This is a genomic window from Massilia sp. 01N410, from assembly GCF_056399665.1.
This window is the reverse complement of the sequence record NZ_JBFTRV010000002.1, coordinates 207,627-224,423: the sequence shown is the minus strand read 5'-3', so window position 1 is coordinate 224,423 and position 16,797 is coordinate 207,627. Positions and strand designations below refer to the sequence as shown.

Genomic DNA, 16,797 nt, shown 5'->3' with positions numbered 1-16,797 from the left:
CGGGCCCGGAGACGGCCTGCGCGGCAAGCGTCTCGCGCTATGCTTCGACGATAAGATTTTTTTCAATCAGGAGTAAACATGACGATCAAAGTAGCAATCAACGGCTATGGCCGCATCGGCCGCAACGTGCTGCGCGCTTTCTACGAAGGCGGCAAGAAGCAGGACATCCAGATCGTGGCGATCAACGATCTCGGCAACGCCGAGCACAACGCCCACCTGACCCGTTACGACACCACCCACGGCAAGTTCCCGGGCACCGTCGTGGTCGAGGGCGATACCATGATCGTCAACGGCGACAAGATCCGCGTGTTCGCGCAGCGTAACCCGGCCGAAATCCCGTGGGGCGAGCTGGGCGTGGACGTGGTGCTGGAGTGCACCGGCTTCTTCACCACCAAGGAAAAGGCGTCGGCCCACCTGAAGGGCGGCGCCAAGAAAGTCATCATCTCGGCCCCGGGCGGCAAGGATGTCGACGCCACCATCGTCTTCGGCGTGAACCAGGACGTGCTGAAGAGCACCGATACCGTCATCTCGAACGCTTCCTGCACCACCAACTGCCTGGCCCCGCTGGTCAAGCCGCTGCACGACGCCATCGGCCTGGAAACCGGCCTGATGACCACCGTGCACGCCTACACCAACGACCAGGTGCTGACCGACGTGATGCACGAAGACCTGCGCCGCGCCCGTTCGGCCACCCAGTCGATGATCCCGACCAAGACCGGCGCCGCCGCCGCGGTCGGCCTGGTGCTGCCGGAACTGAACGGCAAGCTGGACGGCTACGCGATCCGCGTGCCTACCATCAACGTGTCGATCGTCGACCTGTCCTTCATCGCCAAGCGCGACACGACTGTTGAAGAAATCAACAAGATCATGAAGGACGCTTCGGAAGGCGCGCTGAAAGGCATCCTGACCTACAACACCGAGCCGCTGGTGTCGGTCGACTTCAACCACAACCCGGCCTCGTCGAACTTCGACGCCACCCTGACCAAGGTCTCGGGCCGTCTGGTGAAGGTCTCCTCGTGGTACGACAACGAGTGGGGCTTCAGCAACCGCATGCTGGATACCACCGTCGCGCTGATGAACGCGAAATAATCGGTTAGATTTAACCGGCAGTAAAAACGCCCCTGGACTGGGAAACCGGACCAGGGGCGTTGTTTTATGCTAGTTGTAAATACTATATTAGCAAAAAGATGTTTCGAAAATACAACGAAGGTCATTTTCTTGTAATAATTTGATACAAATCAGTACAAAAAAATATTTTCCTCAGCGACACTCTTGATGTGCATACAGGTGATGCATATAACAACTAGATGCCGAGGGATTAACTTGAACAAGCAACTCATGCTGAAACGTAGCGTCATCGCCGTGGCGATGACGCTCGGGGGAACGTCGATCACGTTCGCCCAAACCGTAAGTGGCAGTGGCAGTGCAGTTACCGAGACCACGACTGGCAGCCACATCCAGAAAGTCGTCGTGACGGGTTCCAACCTGAAGCGCACCGACACGGAAGGCTCCTCGCCGATCGCCGTCATGACGGCACAGGACATCAAGAACACCGGTGCCGCGTCCGTATCCGAACTGATGAAGTTCGTGCCGTCGATGGGTACCGACGGCGCTCAGGACTTCCAGAGCGGCTCCGGCTTCGCCAAGGGCGTGGCCACCGCCTCGCTGCGCGGCCTGGGCTCGTCCTCGACCCTGGTGCTGCTGAATGGCCGCCGTGTCACCCCGGCCCCGTATGCCGACCCGAACGACGGCAACTCGGTCCTGTACGACCTGAACTCGATTCCGATCTCGGCCATCGAGCGCGTCGAAGTGCTGCAGGACGGCGCATCGGCCGTGTACGGCTCCGACGCCATCGCCGGCGTCATCAACTTCATCCTGAAGCAGAACTACGAAGGCGTGGAAGTCGCCGGACGCTACAGCGCGAACGACGACAACCTGTTCCGCCGCAAAGGCTTCAACGGCATCTTCGGCAAGGGCAACCTGGACACCGACGGCTACAACTTCATGATCACCGCCGACGTGAACCAGCGTGATCGCACCACCCGCCGCGATGCCAAGGATGTCGAATACGACCAGCTCAAGCTGCTGAACGGCCGCTTCCTGTCGCCGTATGCCAGCTCGGTGTCGCAGTACCCGACCATGTACAAGGAAACCCGTCCGGGTTCCAAGAACTTCGGCGTGACCCAGGCCACCGGTCCGACCAACATGCTGTTCGACCTGGGCTGCCCGGCCAGCCAACAGATCACCGGCAGCGTTGCCGGCAATGGCCTGCTGCCGACCAGCACCCTGGTGGGCCGCACCTTCTGTAACTTCGACAACACGCCTTACCTGGAAGCCCAGGGCTATGGCCGCGATGCCAACATCATCTCCCACGGTGAGCTGAAGCTGGGCAAGGACGTCACCGGTTTCGCGGACATCGCCTATTCGCGCGCCCGCCGCGACTACACCGGCGAGCCGATCACCATCGGCACCGGCGTCGTGACCAACTGGACCGCCAACGGTCCGGGTGCTTCCTACCAGACCATCCTGCCGATCGGCCACCCGAACAACCCGTTCCCGGATGCGCGCGCTTCGCTCGGCTACCGCTTCGTCAACCTGCGCGGCGGTTCGCAGGCTATCAACGAGGGCAAGCGCCTGCTGGCCGGCGTCAAGGGCACGCACTTCGGCTGGGACTGGGAATCCGCGCTGCTGTGGAACCGTGCCGAGAACGAAAGCACCAACTACGGCCGTCTCTACCTGCCGACCCTGAGCAAGCTGAACGCCGGCGCTTCGATCGCTTCGGTGGCGGCCGACCCGACCATCGGTCATGACGTGGTCACCCACAACATGTCGCAGATCACGCAGTGGGACGGCAAGGCCACCACCGAGTTCGGCCAGCTGGCTGGCGGCGCAATCGGCTTCGCGGCCGGCTTCGAACTGCGCAAGGAAAAGATCAACCTGACCCCGGATCCGCTGGTGGCAAGCGGCCAGATCTACGGCCTGGCCAATACCATCCTGAACAGCGAGCGCAACGTCAAGTCGGCCTTCGTCGAGGCGCGCCTGCCGGTCCTGAAGAACCTCGAGTTCGATTTTGCCGGCCGCGCCGACAAATATCCGAACCTGAAGACCAACTATGTGCCGAAGATCAGCGGCAAGTGGACCGTCACCGACACCTTCGCGATCCGCGGCACCTACGCGGAAGGCTTCCGCGCACCGTCGCTGAGCCAGGTCGTGCCGGGCGGCGCCCAGTTCTTCCTGAACGGCACCTGGGATCCGAAGCGTTGCAACGAAGACGAGGTCACCCCGAAGCCCAACGGCACCACCGCCGACTGCTCGAAGAGCGTGGGCGGCTCCGGCGGCTTCAACCCGGACCTGAAGCCGGAAACCTCGAAGAGCTACAACCTGGGCTTCGTCTGGTCGCCGAGCACCAAGTTCGACGTGTCGGTGGACTTCTACCGCATCAAGCGCGAGAACGAGATCGTGCTGGGCAGCTCGTATGACGCACTGAAGAACGAAGACCGCGTGCCGGCCAACGTGGTGCGCGACACCAACCCGGTCAACTTCATCACCGACGCCAACGGCAAGCCGATCCCGGGCACCGGTCCGCTGATCATGCTGTTCCTGCCGTGGCAGAACCAGGGCATGACCGAACTGCGCGGCGCCGACATCGAAGCTCACCTGCGCCAGAACCTTGGCCAGTGGGGCTCGCTGTCGACCACCCTGCGTTCGACCTATGTAGACACCCTCTACATCCAGACCTTCGCCGGCGATCCGATCCACAACCTGGCCGGTTCGTTCCCGAGCGTCCGCGACTGGGCACTGTCGACCGGCAGCGCGACCCCGCGCTGGAAGAGCAACGTCTCGACCACCTGGCGCTATGGCGACCACGCGGTCAACCTGTCGGCCAACTACGTGGGCAAGGTTTCCCGCCTGCGTATCTGGGAAGGCGACACCACCTACGCGCAGCCGTTCTGCCAGTACAGCACCAAGGGCAGCAACACCATCCCGCTGTACACGACTTACTACCCGCGCTGCGAAGTCAAGGAATGGCTGACCTTCGGCCTGGGTTACACGTACACCGGCCTGAAGAACTGGACCATGAGCCTGAACATCCAGAACATCTTCGACGAGAAGGCTCCGTACGATCCGGGTTACACGGCTTCCGGCTACAACGAAACCCTGCACAACCCGTACGGCCGTTACTTCAGCCTGAGCGCACGCTACATCTTCAAGTGATTCCTGCTTGAGTCACCCGTCCGGCTTGCCGGACGGGCAGCAAAAAGCCCGCGGATGTTTGCCCGCGGGCTTTTTTCGTTTTGCGCGGGTGTTCCGCCGAAATTACCGCTTGGGCCAGGGCGTCAGGATCTCGAAGCCATTCTTCGTCACCGCGATCATATGCTCCCACTGCGCCGACAGCGATTTGTCCGCCGTCACCACGGTCCAGCCGTCGTCGAGCTGCTCGACGTCGGCGTCGCCCGCGTTCAGCATCGGCTCGACGGTGAAGGTCATGCCTTCCTTCAGCAGCAGGCCGGTGTTCGGGCGGCCGTAATGCAGCACCTGCGGGTCTTCATGGTAGACGCGGCCGATGCCGTGGCCGCAGTATTCGCGCACCACCGAATAGCCGGCCTTTTCGGCCAGGGTCTGGATCGCGTGGCCGACGTCGCCCAGGCGCGCGCCCGGCTTCACCACGCGGATGCCGGCCATCATGGCCTCGAAGGTGACGTCGACCAGGCGCTTCGCCTCGGGGGAGGGCGTGCCGGCGAAGTACATGCGGCTGGTGTCGCCGTGCCAGCCGTCCTTGATCACGGTGACGTCGATGTTGATGATGTCGCCGTCCTTCAGCACCTCCTTCTCGCTCGGGATGCCGTGGCAGACCACGCCGTTCACCGAGGTGCACAGGGTCTTCGGGAAGCCGTGGTAGCCGACGTTGGCCGGGGTCGCCTTCTGCACCTTGCGGATGTATTCGTTGCAGCGCCGGTCGAGCTCCTCGGTGGAGACGCCGGGCACCACGTGTTCGGAGATCATGTCGAGCACCTCGGCGGCCAGGCGGCCGGCGACGCGCATCTTGGCGATGTCCTTGTCGTTCTTGAGTTTGATGACCATGTATATAGAGTGTGATGGCCGGCCCTGCGCCGGCATCCCTCTATGATAACCGCGAATAAAAAAACGCCGGGCGAACCCGGCGTTCCTGGATCATCCCCGCAGGGAAGCGATCAGAGCTTCACGCGGATACCTGCGTAGTAACGGCGGCCGATCGGATCGTAGGTGCTGGCATCCGTTTCGGTACCGGTGCTGTCGCCCGGCAGGCCACTGATGATCGGTGGCGCCTTCTGGTTGAACGCATTGTTCATGCCGAAGTACAGCTCGGTCGACTTCATCAGGGCCCACGATGCCTGCAGGTCGGTGTAGGTACGCGAGCCGACCTTGATCGAGTTCGCCGGCAGCTTGAAGCCAGCCAGGAACTGGTCATCCAGCGAAGAGCGGCCGAGGTAGGTCATGGTCGCGCTCACGCTGAGCTGGTTCCACTTGTAGCCGATGTCGAACAGTGCCTTGTTCTTCGGCGCGCCCAGTTCGCCGGCGAACTGATTGCGGTCGGAATTCGGTTGCGGCGTGGTGTAGCCCTGCTTCACATAGGTGTACGCCAGCTTGGTCGACAGACGGCCAGGGCCGACGCGGTCATTCCAGGAAGCCGTCAGGTCGATACCCTCGGTGCCGAGCGTGCCGCTGTTCGACACGGCGGTGTCGATATATTGCAGCGAGCCGGCGCTGTTGTTGCCGGTGGCTGCCGGGCGGCGGGTAATGAATTGGCAGAACGATGGGTTCGAACCACTGTAGCAGCTCGTCAGGATGAACGCACGATCGGTGCTCACGATCGCATCGGCGATCTTGATGTTGAAGTAGTCAGCCGTGAAGGTGAAACGCTTCAGCGCGTCGATCGAACGCGGGGTCCAGACCACGCCGACGGTGGTCGACCGGCCTTTTTCCGCCTTCAGGTTCGGGTTACCCCGGTTGAAGCCGCTGATGCCCTGCAGGTCGGCCTGGTTCTGCGTGAAACTGCCGTTGGCGGCGATGTTCGCCGAGACGCCCGGTGCGGCGCGGCACAGTGCGTCATACGGTGTTGCGTTCGAGGTCGCGGTCACGCCGAGGCAGGGGTCGACGATGCCGGACGGGAAGTCCTGGCTCGGGGCCTGGTACAGCTCGTTGATGTTCGGCGCGCGGGTCGACAGCGAACGGGTGCCGCGGAACTTGACGTCGTCGACCAGCGACCATTCGAAGCCGGCGTTCCAGCTGTTGGTGCTGCCCACCGACGAGTAGTCGCCGTGGCGGAAGGCGCCCAGGAAGTTCAGTTCCTTGACGAAAGGCAGGCCCTTCAGCACCGGCACGCGGGTTTCGACGAAGACTTCCTTGACGCTGAAGTCGCCCGAGGTCGGCGGGGTCGCGTTACCGGCGTTCAGGCCGGCCTGGGTCAGGGCATCCGGAACGGCTTCCGAATGTTCCTTGCGCCATTCGAAACCGGCGGCGATGCCCAGCGGGCCGGCCGGCAGGTCCCAGATTTCGCTGTTGATCTGGCCGCCCACCAGCTTCTGGGTGGTGCGGGTCACCAGCGAGCCCGGTGCGGTCACGTAGGCCAGCGCGGCCGGCGTGATGCTGTTGAAGCCGAACACATTGATCGGCACGCAACCCTGGGCGCGCGCATCGGCGCTGGCGCAGACCGGCGGACCGCCGTTCTCGCCCGGAATCGCCTGCAGTGCGTTGGCGAAGTTCAGGACATTGACCTGGCCGGTCGACTGCTGGGCTTCCTTGGTCTGACCGTAGGCGCCGTACACTTCGTAGTTCCAGGTCTTCCAGGCATCGAAGTCTCCCTTGAGGCCGGTGACGAAGCGGAAGGTGTCGCGGTCCGCGGTGCTGCTGCGGGTGCCGACTTCCGACAGGCGGCGGGTGAAGTAGTAGTCCGGGATACCGTCGCCGTCGGTGTCGCTGATGCGGTCGTACAGGTACTGCGGCACCAGCGGATTCTTCACCAGCTTGCCGTTGACCATCGAGGCGGCCGGGACCTGGCCGGTGGTCGGGAAGATATTTTCCGCGCCCAGTGCAAACGGCTCGATGGTCGAGGACACGCGGCTGGAGGCATAGGTGCCTTCCATGAAGGCGCGGGTACGCTCCGTGATCTTCAGCTCGCCGTTGGTGGCGAACAGGTAGCGGTCGACCGGCACGGCGATCGAGCGGTAGAAGGAGCGGTTGAAACCGGTCGCGCCGACGCCGTTGGTGCCGTTCTGGTTCCACGGAATGACGTTGCCCTGCGCATCGTAAGTATAGCTGCCGGTATCATGGAAGAAGCGGCCTTGCGGTGCATAGCTCGAGTAGAACGGGCGGATCGGCGTGAAAGCGTCGGCCGGATTGCGGGTGCTGATCATTTTCGAGTTCTGGTCGATCGCCGAGGCTTCGCGGTCGCGCGACCAGACCTGGCCCTGGCGCGTGAAGCCCAGGTGGCCCATCAGGAAGCCGTCGTCGTTGCTGGTGCCGAAGGTCAGCGAGAACTTGCGCTTCAGGTCGTCGTGGTGGGAGCTCTGGCCGGCCTGGGCGTCCAGCAGCAGGCCGTTGAAGTTGCGCTTGGTGATGATGTTGACCACGCCGGCCACGGCGTCGGAGCCGTAGGCTGCGGAGGCGCCGCCGGTCAGGAGTTCGACGCGCTCGATGAAGTCGGTCGGGATGGAGTTCAGGTCGACTGCGGATTCGCCCGGGATGCCGGAAACGAAGCGGCGGCCGTTGACCAGCACCAGGGTACGCGAGATGCCCAGGTTACGCAGGTCGACGGTGGACACGCCCACGCTGGCGGTCTGGAAAGCCGAGTTGGTGCGGCTGATCGCCGGCGAGCCCATGGTCGGGTTTTCCAGCAGCACCTGCTGCAGGTTGGTGGCGCCGGACGCGGCGATGTCGGCGGCGGACAGCACCTGCAGCGGCGACGGCGAATCGGCGTTCGGCGAGGCGATGCGCGAACCGGTCACTTCCACACGCTGGATCGCGGCGGGTGCCTGCGTCGGCGTCTGGGTTGCCGCTGCAGCTTGCTGCTGTGCGGCACCGCTCTGGTTCTGTCCCTGCTGCGTCTGCATCTCCTGCGCATACGTAGCGTTCACACTGAGAGCAACGCCACCCAGACAGATCAGGCGGATCGACCGGGATAAGACTTTTTCCATCATCATTGCAAAACTCCTAGGGTTAGGGCACGGTGGACTGATCAAGCAAACCGTGAAGAATGCCGTCGTTGTCGCGGCTTATTTGAAACGATGTGCAGAGTACATACATTCCAAAACAGCAATAAAATCATCTTGTGGAACCGGATGTCAATCGTTTCCGGAGAATAAATAATTTTGTTGCATATTTGCGTAAATACCAACGTTCTTTTGAAACATTTCACGTTACGCAAGCAGCCGAATTCTCACAAAGAATTGCGCGTGAGAATTGTTTCCGAACAGCTGGAAACCAGCCTGTGCAGTGTGTCATCGGGTTTATGCTTTGCAAAGCTGGCACAATAGAAATGCAGCGTGAGAGCGCTATTTCTTAGCGCTTTGTCACTTTTGCGCAACGTTCAACCTTAACTGTTTGTCTTGGGGAAATATCAAGATTGACGTCTATTGTTTATGCTGCGTGCATAAACGAGTCGGAATTTCGCGGGATCTCAGCCGAAACAGGCGCGCCACAGGCGTAAAACCACATCGGCGTGGGCTGCCACGAGGGCGGGGTCGACACGGGCCTGTTCCTGGCCCTGCAGGCGCACCTGGTGCTGGAGCCGGCGCATGACGCGGTAGGCGTCGGCGGCGCCTTGTGCCAGGGCGGGATCGATGAGGCCGAGTTCGCCGCACATGCGCAGCAGGGCGATATTGCCCTTGTTGGCCGTGAGCTGGGGATGGGCGTGGGAATGGCGCAGGACCAGGTACTGGACGATGAATTCGATGTCGATCATGCCGCCATCGTCCTGCTTCAGGTCGAAACGGTCGCTGTGGCTGGGGTGGGCGTCGTGCATGCGCTTGCGCATTTTGACCACTTCGTCGCGCAGCTCGGCCTCGCGCGTGCCGCGGTCCTGGCGCAGCACTTCCTCGCGGATGGCTTCGAAACGGGCGCCGATATCGGTGTCGCCGGCGCAGAACCTGGCCCGGGTGAGGGCCTGGTGCTCCCAGATCCAGGCCGAGCTGCGCTGGTAGCGTTCGAAGGCGGAAACGGTCGAGACCAGCATGCCGCTGGCGCCGTCCGGGCGCAGGGCGGTGTCGATATCGAACAGGATGCCGGCCGGGGTGTGCGTCGTCATCCAGGTGATGAAGCGCTGGGCCAGCTTGGCATAGTTGCCGGGCGCGTCCTGGTCGTCGTCGTCGAACAGGAAGATCACGTCGAGATCGGACACATAGCCGAGCTCCTTGCCGCCCAGCTTGCCGTAGGCGATCACGGCGAAGCGCGGCACCTCGCGGTGGCGGCGGGGCAGGGTGAGCCAGGCGCGCTTGACGACTTCAAGCACGATCAGGTCGGCCAGCGCCGACAAGTGGTCGGCCAGGCGCTCGACCGAGAGCTCGCCGGCCAGGTCCAGCGCCAGCAGGCGGAACAGCTGGGCATGGTGGGCTTCGCGCAGGATGTCGAGCTGGCGCTCGGTGTCGCCCGCGGCGGCGTCGAGCTGGCCGGCCAGGCTGGCGGCGAGGGCGGTGAGTTCCCCGGTCCAGTCGGTGGTCGTGCCGCGGTCGTCCAGCAGCTCGTCGAGCAGGATCGGGTGCTGGGTCAGGAAGGTCGCGGCCCAGCCGCTGGCGTTGATCATGCGGATCACGCGGTCCAGCGTGTGCGGATACTCGATCAGCAACGACAGGTAGGCCGCGCGGCGCGCGATCGCCTCGAAGAAGTCGAGCAGGCGGCCGAGGGTGGCGGCATGGCTGCCCAGGCCGGCTTCGCGCACCACGGCGGCGATCTGCGGCAGGGCCGTGTTGACCAGCGCCGCCAGCTTGTTGCGGCTGGCTTCCGGCAGGGTCTGCAGGCGCGGCGCGTGCCAGGTCGCGACCAGGCGGGCGGCCGCTTCTTCCGGCCGGTCGAAGCCGAGGGCGGCCAGCTGCTGGGCGATCGCCTCGCCGTTTTCCGGGTCGCTCATGGCGGGGCCGAAGGAGGCCGCCGGGTCGGCCGGCTCGGCGCCCGCGGCCTTGTCGGCGAAGATGGCGTCGAACTGGGCCGCCACATAGGCGCGCTGCTCGTTCAGGCGCGCCAGCAGGGTGGCTTCGTCCGGCAGGCCCATCATGCGCGCCACCGTCAGCCGGTCGTCGGGCGAGACCGGCAGGGTATGGGTCTGGGCATCTTCCAGGTATTGCAGGCGGTGTTCGAGGTTGCGCAGGAAGGTATAGGCCTCCAGCAGGCGCTCGACCGTCTCCGGCGGCAGCAGCTCGCGCTCGGCCAGCAGGCGCAGGGTCTTGCGGGTCGAACGTTCGCGCAGCGCCGGGTCGCGCCCGCCGCGGATCAGCTGGAACACCTGGGCCAGGAATTCGATCTCGCGGATGCCGCCGCGGCCCAGCTTGACGTTGTCGCTGCGTTCAGGGTGCAGGCGCTCCTGGCGGTTGACCTCGGCGCGGATCTGGGCGTGCATGGTGCGGATCGCATCGATCACGCCGAAGTCGAGATAGCGCCGGAACACGAAGGGGCGGACGATGGCGGTAAGCAGCTCGATATCCAGCGGGTCGCCGCTGACGGCGCGCGCCTTGACCCAGGCGTAGCGCTCCCATTCGCGGCCCTGGACGATCAGGTAGTCCTCGACCATGTTCAGGCTGGCCGCCAGCGGCCCCGACTTGCCGTTCGGGCGCAGCGCCATGTCGACCCGGAAGGTGAAACCGTCTTCCGTGATTTCCGACAGCGCGGCGATCAGCTTCTTGCCGAGGCGGATGAAGAACTCGTGGTTCGACAGCGAGCGCTGGCCCGGCCCGGCCTGGGTGTCGCCGTCTTCCGGGTAGACGAAGATCAGGTCGATGTCGGACGAGACATTGAGCTCGCCGCCGCCGTGCTTGCCCATCGCCAGCACCATCATCTGCTGGGGACGCCCGGATTCGGCCCCGACCGGGATGCCGTGGATGGCGGTCATCTCATCCATCAGCTCGGCCAGGTGGGATTGCACGGCGAAGTCGGCGAAGCGGCTCATGGCGGTGACGACTTCGTCGAGGTCGGCCCTGCCGTCGAGGTCGCGCTCGATAATGGCGCAGATCAAAAGATTGCGCAGGCGGCGCATTGCCCGGCCCAGCGGCAGCCTCGCGCCATTCGGGCCGGCGCTGGCTTCACGCTCCAGTGCTGCGCCGAAATCGAGGGAGGACAGCGATAATTCGGCCAGGGCCGCAAGCCGTTCGGCCCGTGTGGCATCGGCGCCGAGCCAGCGTTGAAAGAAGCGTGATGCGCTTGCGGGGGAATTCATAGGGCGGATCCAGGCGAGTTTCTACGTTCCGGGAGGCGTGCTATGCGGTAAAATTGCCCGCCATGCTGCCCTGGGTCAGCGTGATGGTAAGGTAGACGCCGCGATTGTTGCAAGCGCTTCTCTTATTGATGAAATAATTTACGGCGAAGCCTTTATTTGAGCATCCTGATGCACAACCCGGAACAGCAGGGCGGACGAGAGGACGAGGACCGGCACGCGGCAGACGCCCGTGTCGCGGATGCGCCTGCGCCTTCCGAATCCGCATCCGGCCCCGCGTCCGATTCGCCTGCGGCCCACGCCCACCTGCCGCTGTCCGAGCGCTGGCACCGCCTGCAGGCCGCCTACCGCTATGCCAACCTGGCTTCGCACCATGTGCTCGGCTTCACGGTGAAGGTGGTCCTGCTCGCCTATTTCACCTTCATGCTGCTGTTCCTGGCGCTGCGCTGGGCGGTGCTGCCGAACATCGACCTGTACAAGCCCGACATCGAGCGCGCCGCCAGCCGCGTGCTCGGCAACCAGGTCACGATCGCCCGCGTCTACGCCTCCTGGCGCGGACTGCATCCCAGCCTCTTCCTCGGCGACGTCCACCTGCGCGACCGCGAAGGGCGCCAGCTGCTGGCGCTGCCCTCCGTATCGGCGACCCTGTCGTGGTGGTCGGTGGTGGCCGCCGAGCCGCGCTTCGAGAGCCTGGAAATCAACCGCCCCGAGCTCGACGTGCGTCGCACCGCGGACGGCGTGTTCTGGGTGGCCGGCGTGCGCATCGACCCGAAGCAGAAGAAGGAGGAGGGCGGCGGCGGCGCCGACTGGCTGCTGCGCCAGCACGAAATCGTGGTGCGCGAGGGCCGCCTGTCCTGGACCGACGAGCTGCGCGGCGCGCCCGTGCTGCAGCTGTCGAACCTCACCATGGTGCTGGAAAACCGCTGGAAGGCGCACCGTTTGGCCCTGCGCGCCACGCCGCCGGCCGGGGTCTCCGATCCGCTCGACGTGCGCGTCCGCTTCACCCATCCGGCCTTCGGCGCCAAGGCTTCCGACGCCAGCCGCTGGAAGGGCGAGCTGTACGCCGACCTGCGCAATACCGACCTGGCCAGCTGGAAGCAGTACATCAGCTATCCCTTCAACGTCGATGCCGGCCGCGGCTCGGTGCGCGCCTGGATCAATTTCGACCAGGCCCGCCTGGCAGGCTTTACCGCCGACCTCGCCCTGGCCGGGGTCAGTGCCCGCCTGGCGGCCGATGCGCCGCCGCTGCAGCTGGCGCGGGTCTCCGGACGGCTGTCGGCGCGCGAAGAGATCAAGCCCGGCGTCCAGGAAGGCAAGCCGACCTTCGGCGCGCTCGGCCACAGCATCGGGGTCGAGAATTTCGCGGTCGTCACCCGCGACGGCGTGGTGCTGCCCCCGGCCACGCTGAGCGAGACCTGGCGTCCGGCGGCGCACGGCAAGCCGGAGCGCTTCGAGGTGCGTGCCGACCAGGTCGACCTTGGCGCCCTGGCCACCTTGGCGGCCCAGATGCCGCTGGCGCCGCAGCAGCGCGAACTGCTGACCGCGCTGGCGCCGCGCGGCCGCCTGACCGACGTCGACGCCGAATGGGATGGCAGCCTGCCGCGGCCGGCCGCCTGGCGCCTGCGCGGCCAGGTCGACGGTTTCGGCATCGAGCCGCTGGCGGCGCGTCCGGCCCAGCCGGCCGAGGGCGCCAACCCGGCCCGCCCGGCGCGCGCGGCGGTGCCGGGCGTACGCAACCTGAGCGGCAGCATCGACGCCAGCGACCGCGGCGGCAGCCTGAACATCGCCTCCGAAAAGATGGCGCTGGCGCTGCCGGCCTGGTTCGCGGAAGCCGACCTGCCGTTCGACGATCTGGGCCTGCGCGCGCGCTGGTCCTACCCGCAGGACGATCAATTGCTGGTCGAAGTCGACGGCTTCAATTTCACCCAGGGCAGCCTGAAGGGCTCGCTGTCGGGCCGCCACCTGCTGCCGCTGAACGAACACCGCGACGGCGTCAAGGGCCCGGGCAGCGCCGACTTTTCCGGCACCGTGGACGGCTTCGACATCGCCACCATCGGCCGCTGGCTGCCGCTGGTGACCCACGAAGGCCTGCGCGATTGGCTGACCGGCGCGCTGCAGGGCGGCACCCTGCGCGACGCCAGGGTGCGCCTGCGCGGCGAACTCGCCCACTTCCCCTTCCACGGCGACACCGCGGCCGAGCGCGCGCGCGGCGAATTCCGCGTCAGCGGCCGCATCGACAACGGCAAGCTCGAGTACGCGCCGACCCACCGCGCGGCCGACGGCAAGACCCCGCTGTGGCCGCTGGCCGAGAACATTAACGGCTCCATCGTGTTCGACCGCGCGCGCATGGAAATCCGTGCCGAGACCGCCCGCACCCTCGGCCTGAACCTGAGCAATGTGCGCGCCGTGATCCCCGAACTGGGCGCCCACGAGTCGATGCTCGACATCGACGGCACCGCCGCCGGCCAGCTGCAGGAATTCCTGCGCTACGTGGCGAGCAGCCCGGTGCTGGAATGGATCGGCCACTTCACGGAAGACACCAAGGGCACCGGCGGCGCGCGCCTGGGCCTGAAACTGCACCTGCCGCTGGCGGACCTGCACGAGACCAAGGTGCAAGGCGCGCTGCAGCTGCAGAACAACGACATCACCCTGTTCCCGGAACTGCCGCCGGTCCAGGCCGCGCTCGGCAAGGTCGAATTCACCGAACACGGCGTGAACCTGAACGGCATCGGCGCCAGCTTCCTGGGCGGGCCGCTGCAGCTGTCCGGCGGCACCCAGCGCGACGGCGCCATCGTGATCCGCATGGCCGGCACCGCCACCGCCGATGGCATGCGCGCGACGAGCTCGCTGCCGGCCCTGCAGCGCCTGGCCGGCAAGCTGTCCGGCGGTGCCCGCTTCGGGGGCTCGGTGACGGTCAGGGACCGCCAGGCCCAGATCGTGCTCGACTCGAACCTGGCCGGCCTCGGCGTCGAACTGCCGGCCCCGCTGAACAAACCGGCCGCCGACGCGCTGCCGCTGCACTTCACTCTCACCGGCCAGCCGACTGGGGAAAACGGCGTGGCCCACGACGAGATCCGCGTCGCCCTCGGCAGCACGATGGCGGCGCGCTACGTGCGCGAGCGCCAGCCCCACGGTCCCTGGATCGTCAAACGCGGCGGCATCGGCGTGAACGTGCCGGCGCCGGAGCCGGACAGCGGCATGATGATCAACGTCGACATGAAGTCGGTGAACGTCGACCGCTGGCTGGCGGCGGCATCGAGCATCGCCGGATCTGCCGAGGCATCCGGCCAGGGCGCGGCTTCGCTTGATGCCGGCGGCGGCATGGCCCAGTACGTGGTGCCGGACCTGATCGGCGCGCGCGCCGGCGAACTGGTGATCGGCGAGCGCTCGCTGCACGACGTGGTGCTGGGCGTGTCGCACCAGCCGGGCGTGTGGCAGGCGAGCGTTGATTCGCGCCAGATCACCGGCTGGGTCACCTGGGATGAAGCCCGGAACGGCCAACTGTCGGGCAAGGTGACGGCGCGCCTGGCCTCGCTGGACATCCCGGAATCCTCGGCCAGGGAAGTCAAGGATCTGCTGGAAGCGGGCAAGGACCCGGGCGCCAACATCCCGGGCCTGGACATCGTGGCCGAGCGCTTCGAGCTGTTCGACAAGCAGTTCGGCCGCCTGGAGCTGGTGGCCAGCAATGCCCAGGCCCTGGCCGGGCGCGAATGGCGCATCGAGCGGCTGGCCATCACCAATCCGGACGGCCAGCTGAAGGCCAACGGGCGCTGGCTGACGCGCGACGGCAAGAGCAATACCGCGCTCAACTTCAATCTCGACATCAGCGATGCCGGCCGCCTGCTCGACCGCCTCGGCTTCCCCGGCACCCTGCGCCGCGGCAAGGGCTCGCTGTCGGGCGACATCTCCTGGGCCGGGCTGCCGTATTCGCTCGACATCCCGAGCCTCTCGGGCCAGCTGCAGATGAACGTCGAGGACGGCCAGTTCCTCAAGAAGGACCCGGGCGCGGCCAAGCTGCTCGGCGTGCTGAGCCTGCAGATGCTGCCGCGCATGCTCAAGCTCGACTTCCACGACGTGTTCTCGGAAGGCCTGGCCTTCGACGGCATCACCGCCAACGCCATGATCTCGCGCGGGGTGGTGCACACCGATAATCTTAAAATGCATGGGGTGGCGGCCACGGTGCTGATGGACGGCACCGCCGACATCGCCAACGAATCGACCAACCTGCACGTGGTGGTGATCCCGGAATTCAACCTCGGCACCGGACCGCTGGTGTATGCGCTGGCGGTCAACCCCGTCATCGGCCTGGGCAGCTACCTGGCCCAGCTCTTCCTGAGGGCGCCGGTGATGAAGGCGCTGACCTACCACATGCAGGTGACCGGTCCGTGGAAGTCGCCCAATGTGATCAAGCTCGACACCCAGGCGGCGAATGCGGCGGCCACCGCCGCGGGCAATCCGGCGCCGCCTGCGCAAACCGCGAAGAAGAAAGGCCAATGATGAGCAAGACGACAGTCGCAGCAGTGCAGATGGTGTCCTCACCGGACGTCGACGAAAACCTGGAAACCGCGCGCCGCCTGCTGGCGGAAGCCGCCGGCAAGGGCGCGAAGCTGGTGACCCTGCCGGAGTACTGGCCGATCATGGGCATGTCGGATTCGGACAAGGTCGGCCACGCCGAACAGGCGGGCCAGGGCCCGATCCAGGAATTCATGGCGGCGCAGGCGCGCGAGCACGGTTTCTGGCTGATCGGCGGCACCTTGCCGCTGGTGTCGCCGGAAGCGGGCCGCGTCCTCAACACCACCCTGGTCTACGATCCGGAAGGCAGGCCGGCCAGCCGTTACGACAAGATCCACCTGTTCGGCTTCACCCGCGGCGAGGAAAGCTACGACGAAGCGCGCACCATCGTGCCCGGCGAAGCCGTCGGCAGCTTCGAAGCGCCGTTCGGCAAGGTCGGCCTGTCGGTCTGCTACGACCTGCGCTTCCCGGAACTGTACCGGGCGATGGGCGAGGTCGCCCTGATCGTGGTGCCGGCCGCCTTCACCCATACCACCGGCATGGCCCACTGGGAAGTGCTGCTGCGCGCCCGCGCCATCGAAAACCAGTGCTATGTGCTGGCCTCGGCCCAGGGCGGCACCCATCGCAACGGCCGCCGCACCTTCGGCCACAGCATGCTGATCGGGCCCTGGGGCGAGGTGATCGGCCAGCTGCCGGAGGGTGAAGGCGTGGTTGTCGGCGAGATCGATACGAACGTCCTGGCCGAAGTCCGTCAGAGCCTGCCCGCGCTGAAACACCGCAAACTGTAATCATGGTCGTGCGTGGGCACAGGGTGCCCACGCGAACGCAGCCAAACGCGAACGCCGGCGCGATATGGCAAAATGCCCCTATCCTTACCAGAAAGACCT

General features: G+C 65.5%; 7 protein-coding genes. 4 read left to right on the top strand and 3 right to left on the bottom strand.

The window, feature by feature from the left end:
* Positions 1-78: 78 nt before the first annotated feature.
* Both gap and AC1DOP_RS03620 read left to right on the top strand, forming a co-directional pair.
* Entirely contained in the window at positions 79-1,089 is a 1,011-nt protein-coding gene (gene gap / locus AC1DOP_RS03625; protein WP_442122697.1) for a type I glyceraldehyde-3-phosphate dehydrogenase, read from the top strand.
* 249 nt (positions 1,090-1,338) lie between these two features.
* On the top strand, positions 1,339-4,215 hold the full coding sequence (locus AC1DOP_RS03620; protein ID WP_442122698.1) for a TonB-dependent receptor plug domain-containing protein: 2,877 nt from the start codon (positions 1,339-1,341) through the stop codon (positions 4,213-4,215).
* Between the two features lie 102 nt (positions 4,216-4,317).
* Here AC1DOP_RS03620 and map read toward each other — a convergent pair whose 3' ends face one another.
* The 3 genes from map to glnE form a co-directional block, all read right to left on the bottom strand.
* Positions 4,318-5,082 carry a type I methionyl aminopeptidase gene (gene map / locus AC1DOP_RS03615; protein ID WP_477249848.1) on the bottom strand — a complete coding sequence of 255 codons (765 nt, stop codon included), beginning with the start codon at positions 5,080-5,082 and terminating at the stop codon, positions 4,318-4,320.
* Positions 5,083-5,192: 110 nt separating this feature from the next.
* A complete protein-coding gene (locus AC1DOP_RS03610; RefSeq protein ID WP_442122700.1) occupies positions 5,193-8,090 on the bottom strand; it encodes a TonB-dependent receptor plug domain-containing protein in 2,898 nt (965 codons plus the stop codon).
* 566 nt (positions 8,091-8,656) lie between these two features.
* Positions 8,657-11,401: a bifunctional [glutamate--ammonia ligase]-adenylyl-L-tyrosine phosphorylase/[glutamate--ammonia-ligase] adenylyltransferase gene (glnE, locus tag AC1DOP_RS03605; RefSeq protein ID WP_477249845.1), complete on the bottom strand. Its 2,745-nt coding sequence runs from the start codon at positions 11,399-11,401 to the stop codon at positions 8,657-8,659.
* 156 nt (positions 11,402-11,557) lie between these two features.
* Here glnE and AC1DOP_RS03600 point away from each other — a divergent pair, with 156 nt between their 5' ends.
* Together AC1DOP_RS03600 and AC1DOP_RS03595 are read left to right on the top strand one after the other, a co-directional pair.
* The gene (locus AC1DOP_RS03600; protein ID WP_477249843.1) at positions 11,558-15,895 is read left to right on the top strand and encodes a YhdP family protein; all 4,338 of its coding nucleotides are present in this window, start codon (positions 11,558-11,560) and stop codon (positions 15,893-15,895) included.
* Positions 15,895-16,698 carry a carbon-nitrogen hydrolase family protein gene (locus AC1DOP_RS03595; RefSeq protein ID WP_442122703.1) on the top strand — a complete coding sequence of 268 codons (804 nt, stop codon included), beginning with the start codon at positions 15,895-15,897 and terminating at the stop codon, positions 16,696-16,698. The genes AC1DOP_RS03600 and AC1DOP_RS03595 overlap by 1 nt, the downstream gene beginning before the upstream one ends.
* Positions 16,699-16,797: the final 99 nt, after the last annotated feature.

Bases quoted from the DNA above. Each gene is read 5' to 3' on its own strand.
- gap (WP_442122697.1), top strand. From the start codon at position 79: ATGACGATCAAAGTAGCAATCAACGGCTATGGCCGCATCGGCCGCAAC.
- AC1DOP_RS03620 (WP_442122698.1), top strand. From the start codon at position 1,339: ATGCTGAAACGTAGCGTCATCGCCGTGGCGATGACGCTCGGGGGAACG.
- map (WP_477249848.1), bottom strand. From the start codon at position 5,082: ATGGTCATCAAACTCAAGAACGACAAGGACATCGCCAAGATGCGCGTC.
- AC1DOP_RS03610 (WP_442122700.1), bottom strand. From the start codon at position 8,090: ATGCAGACGCAGCAGGGACAGAACCAGAGCGGTGCCGCACAGCAGCAA.
- glnE (WP_477249845.1), bottom strand. From the start codon at position 11,401: ATGAATTCCCCCGCAAGCGCATCACGCTTCTTTCAACGCTGGCTCGGC.
- AC1DOP_RS03595 (WP_442122703.1), top strand. From the start codon at position 15,895: ATGAGCAAGACGACAGTCGCAGCAGTGCAGATGGTGTCCTCACCGGAC.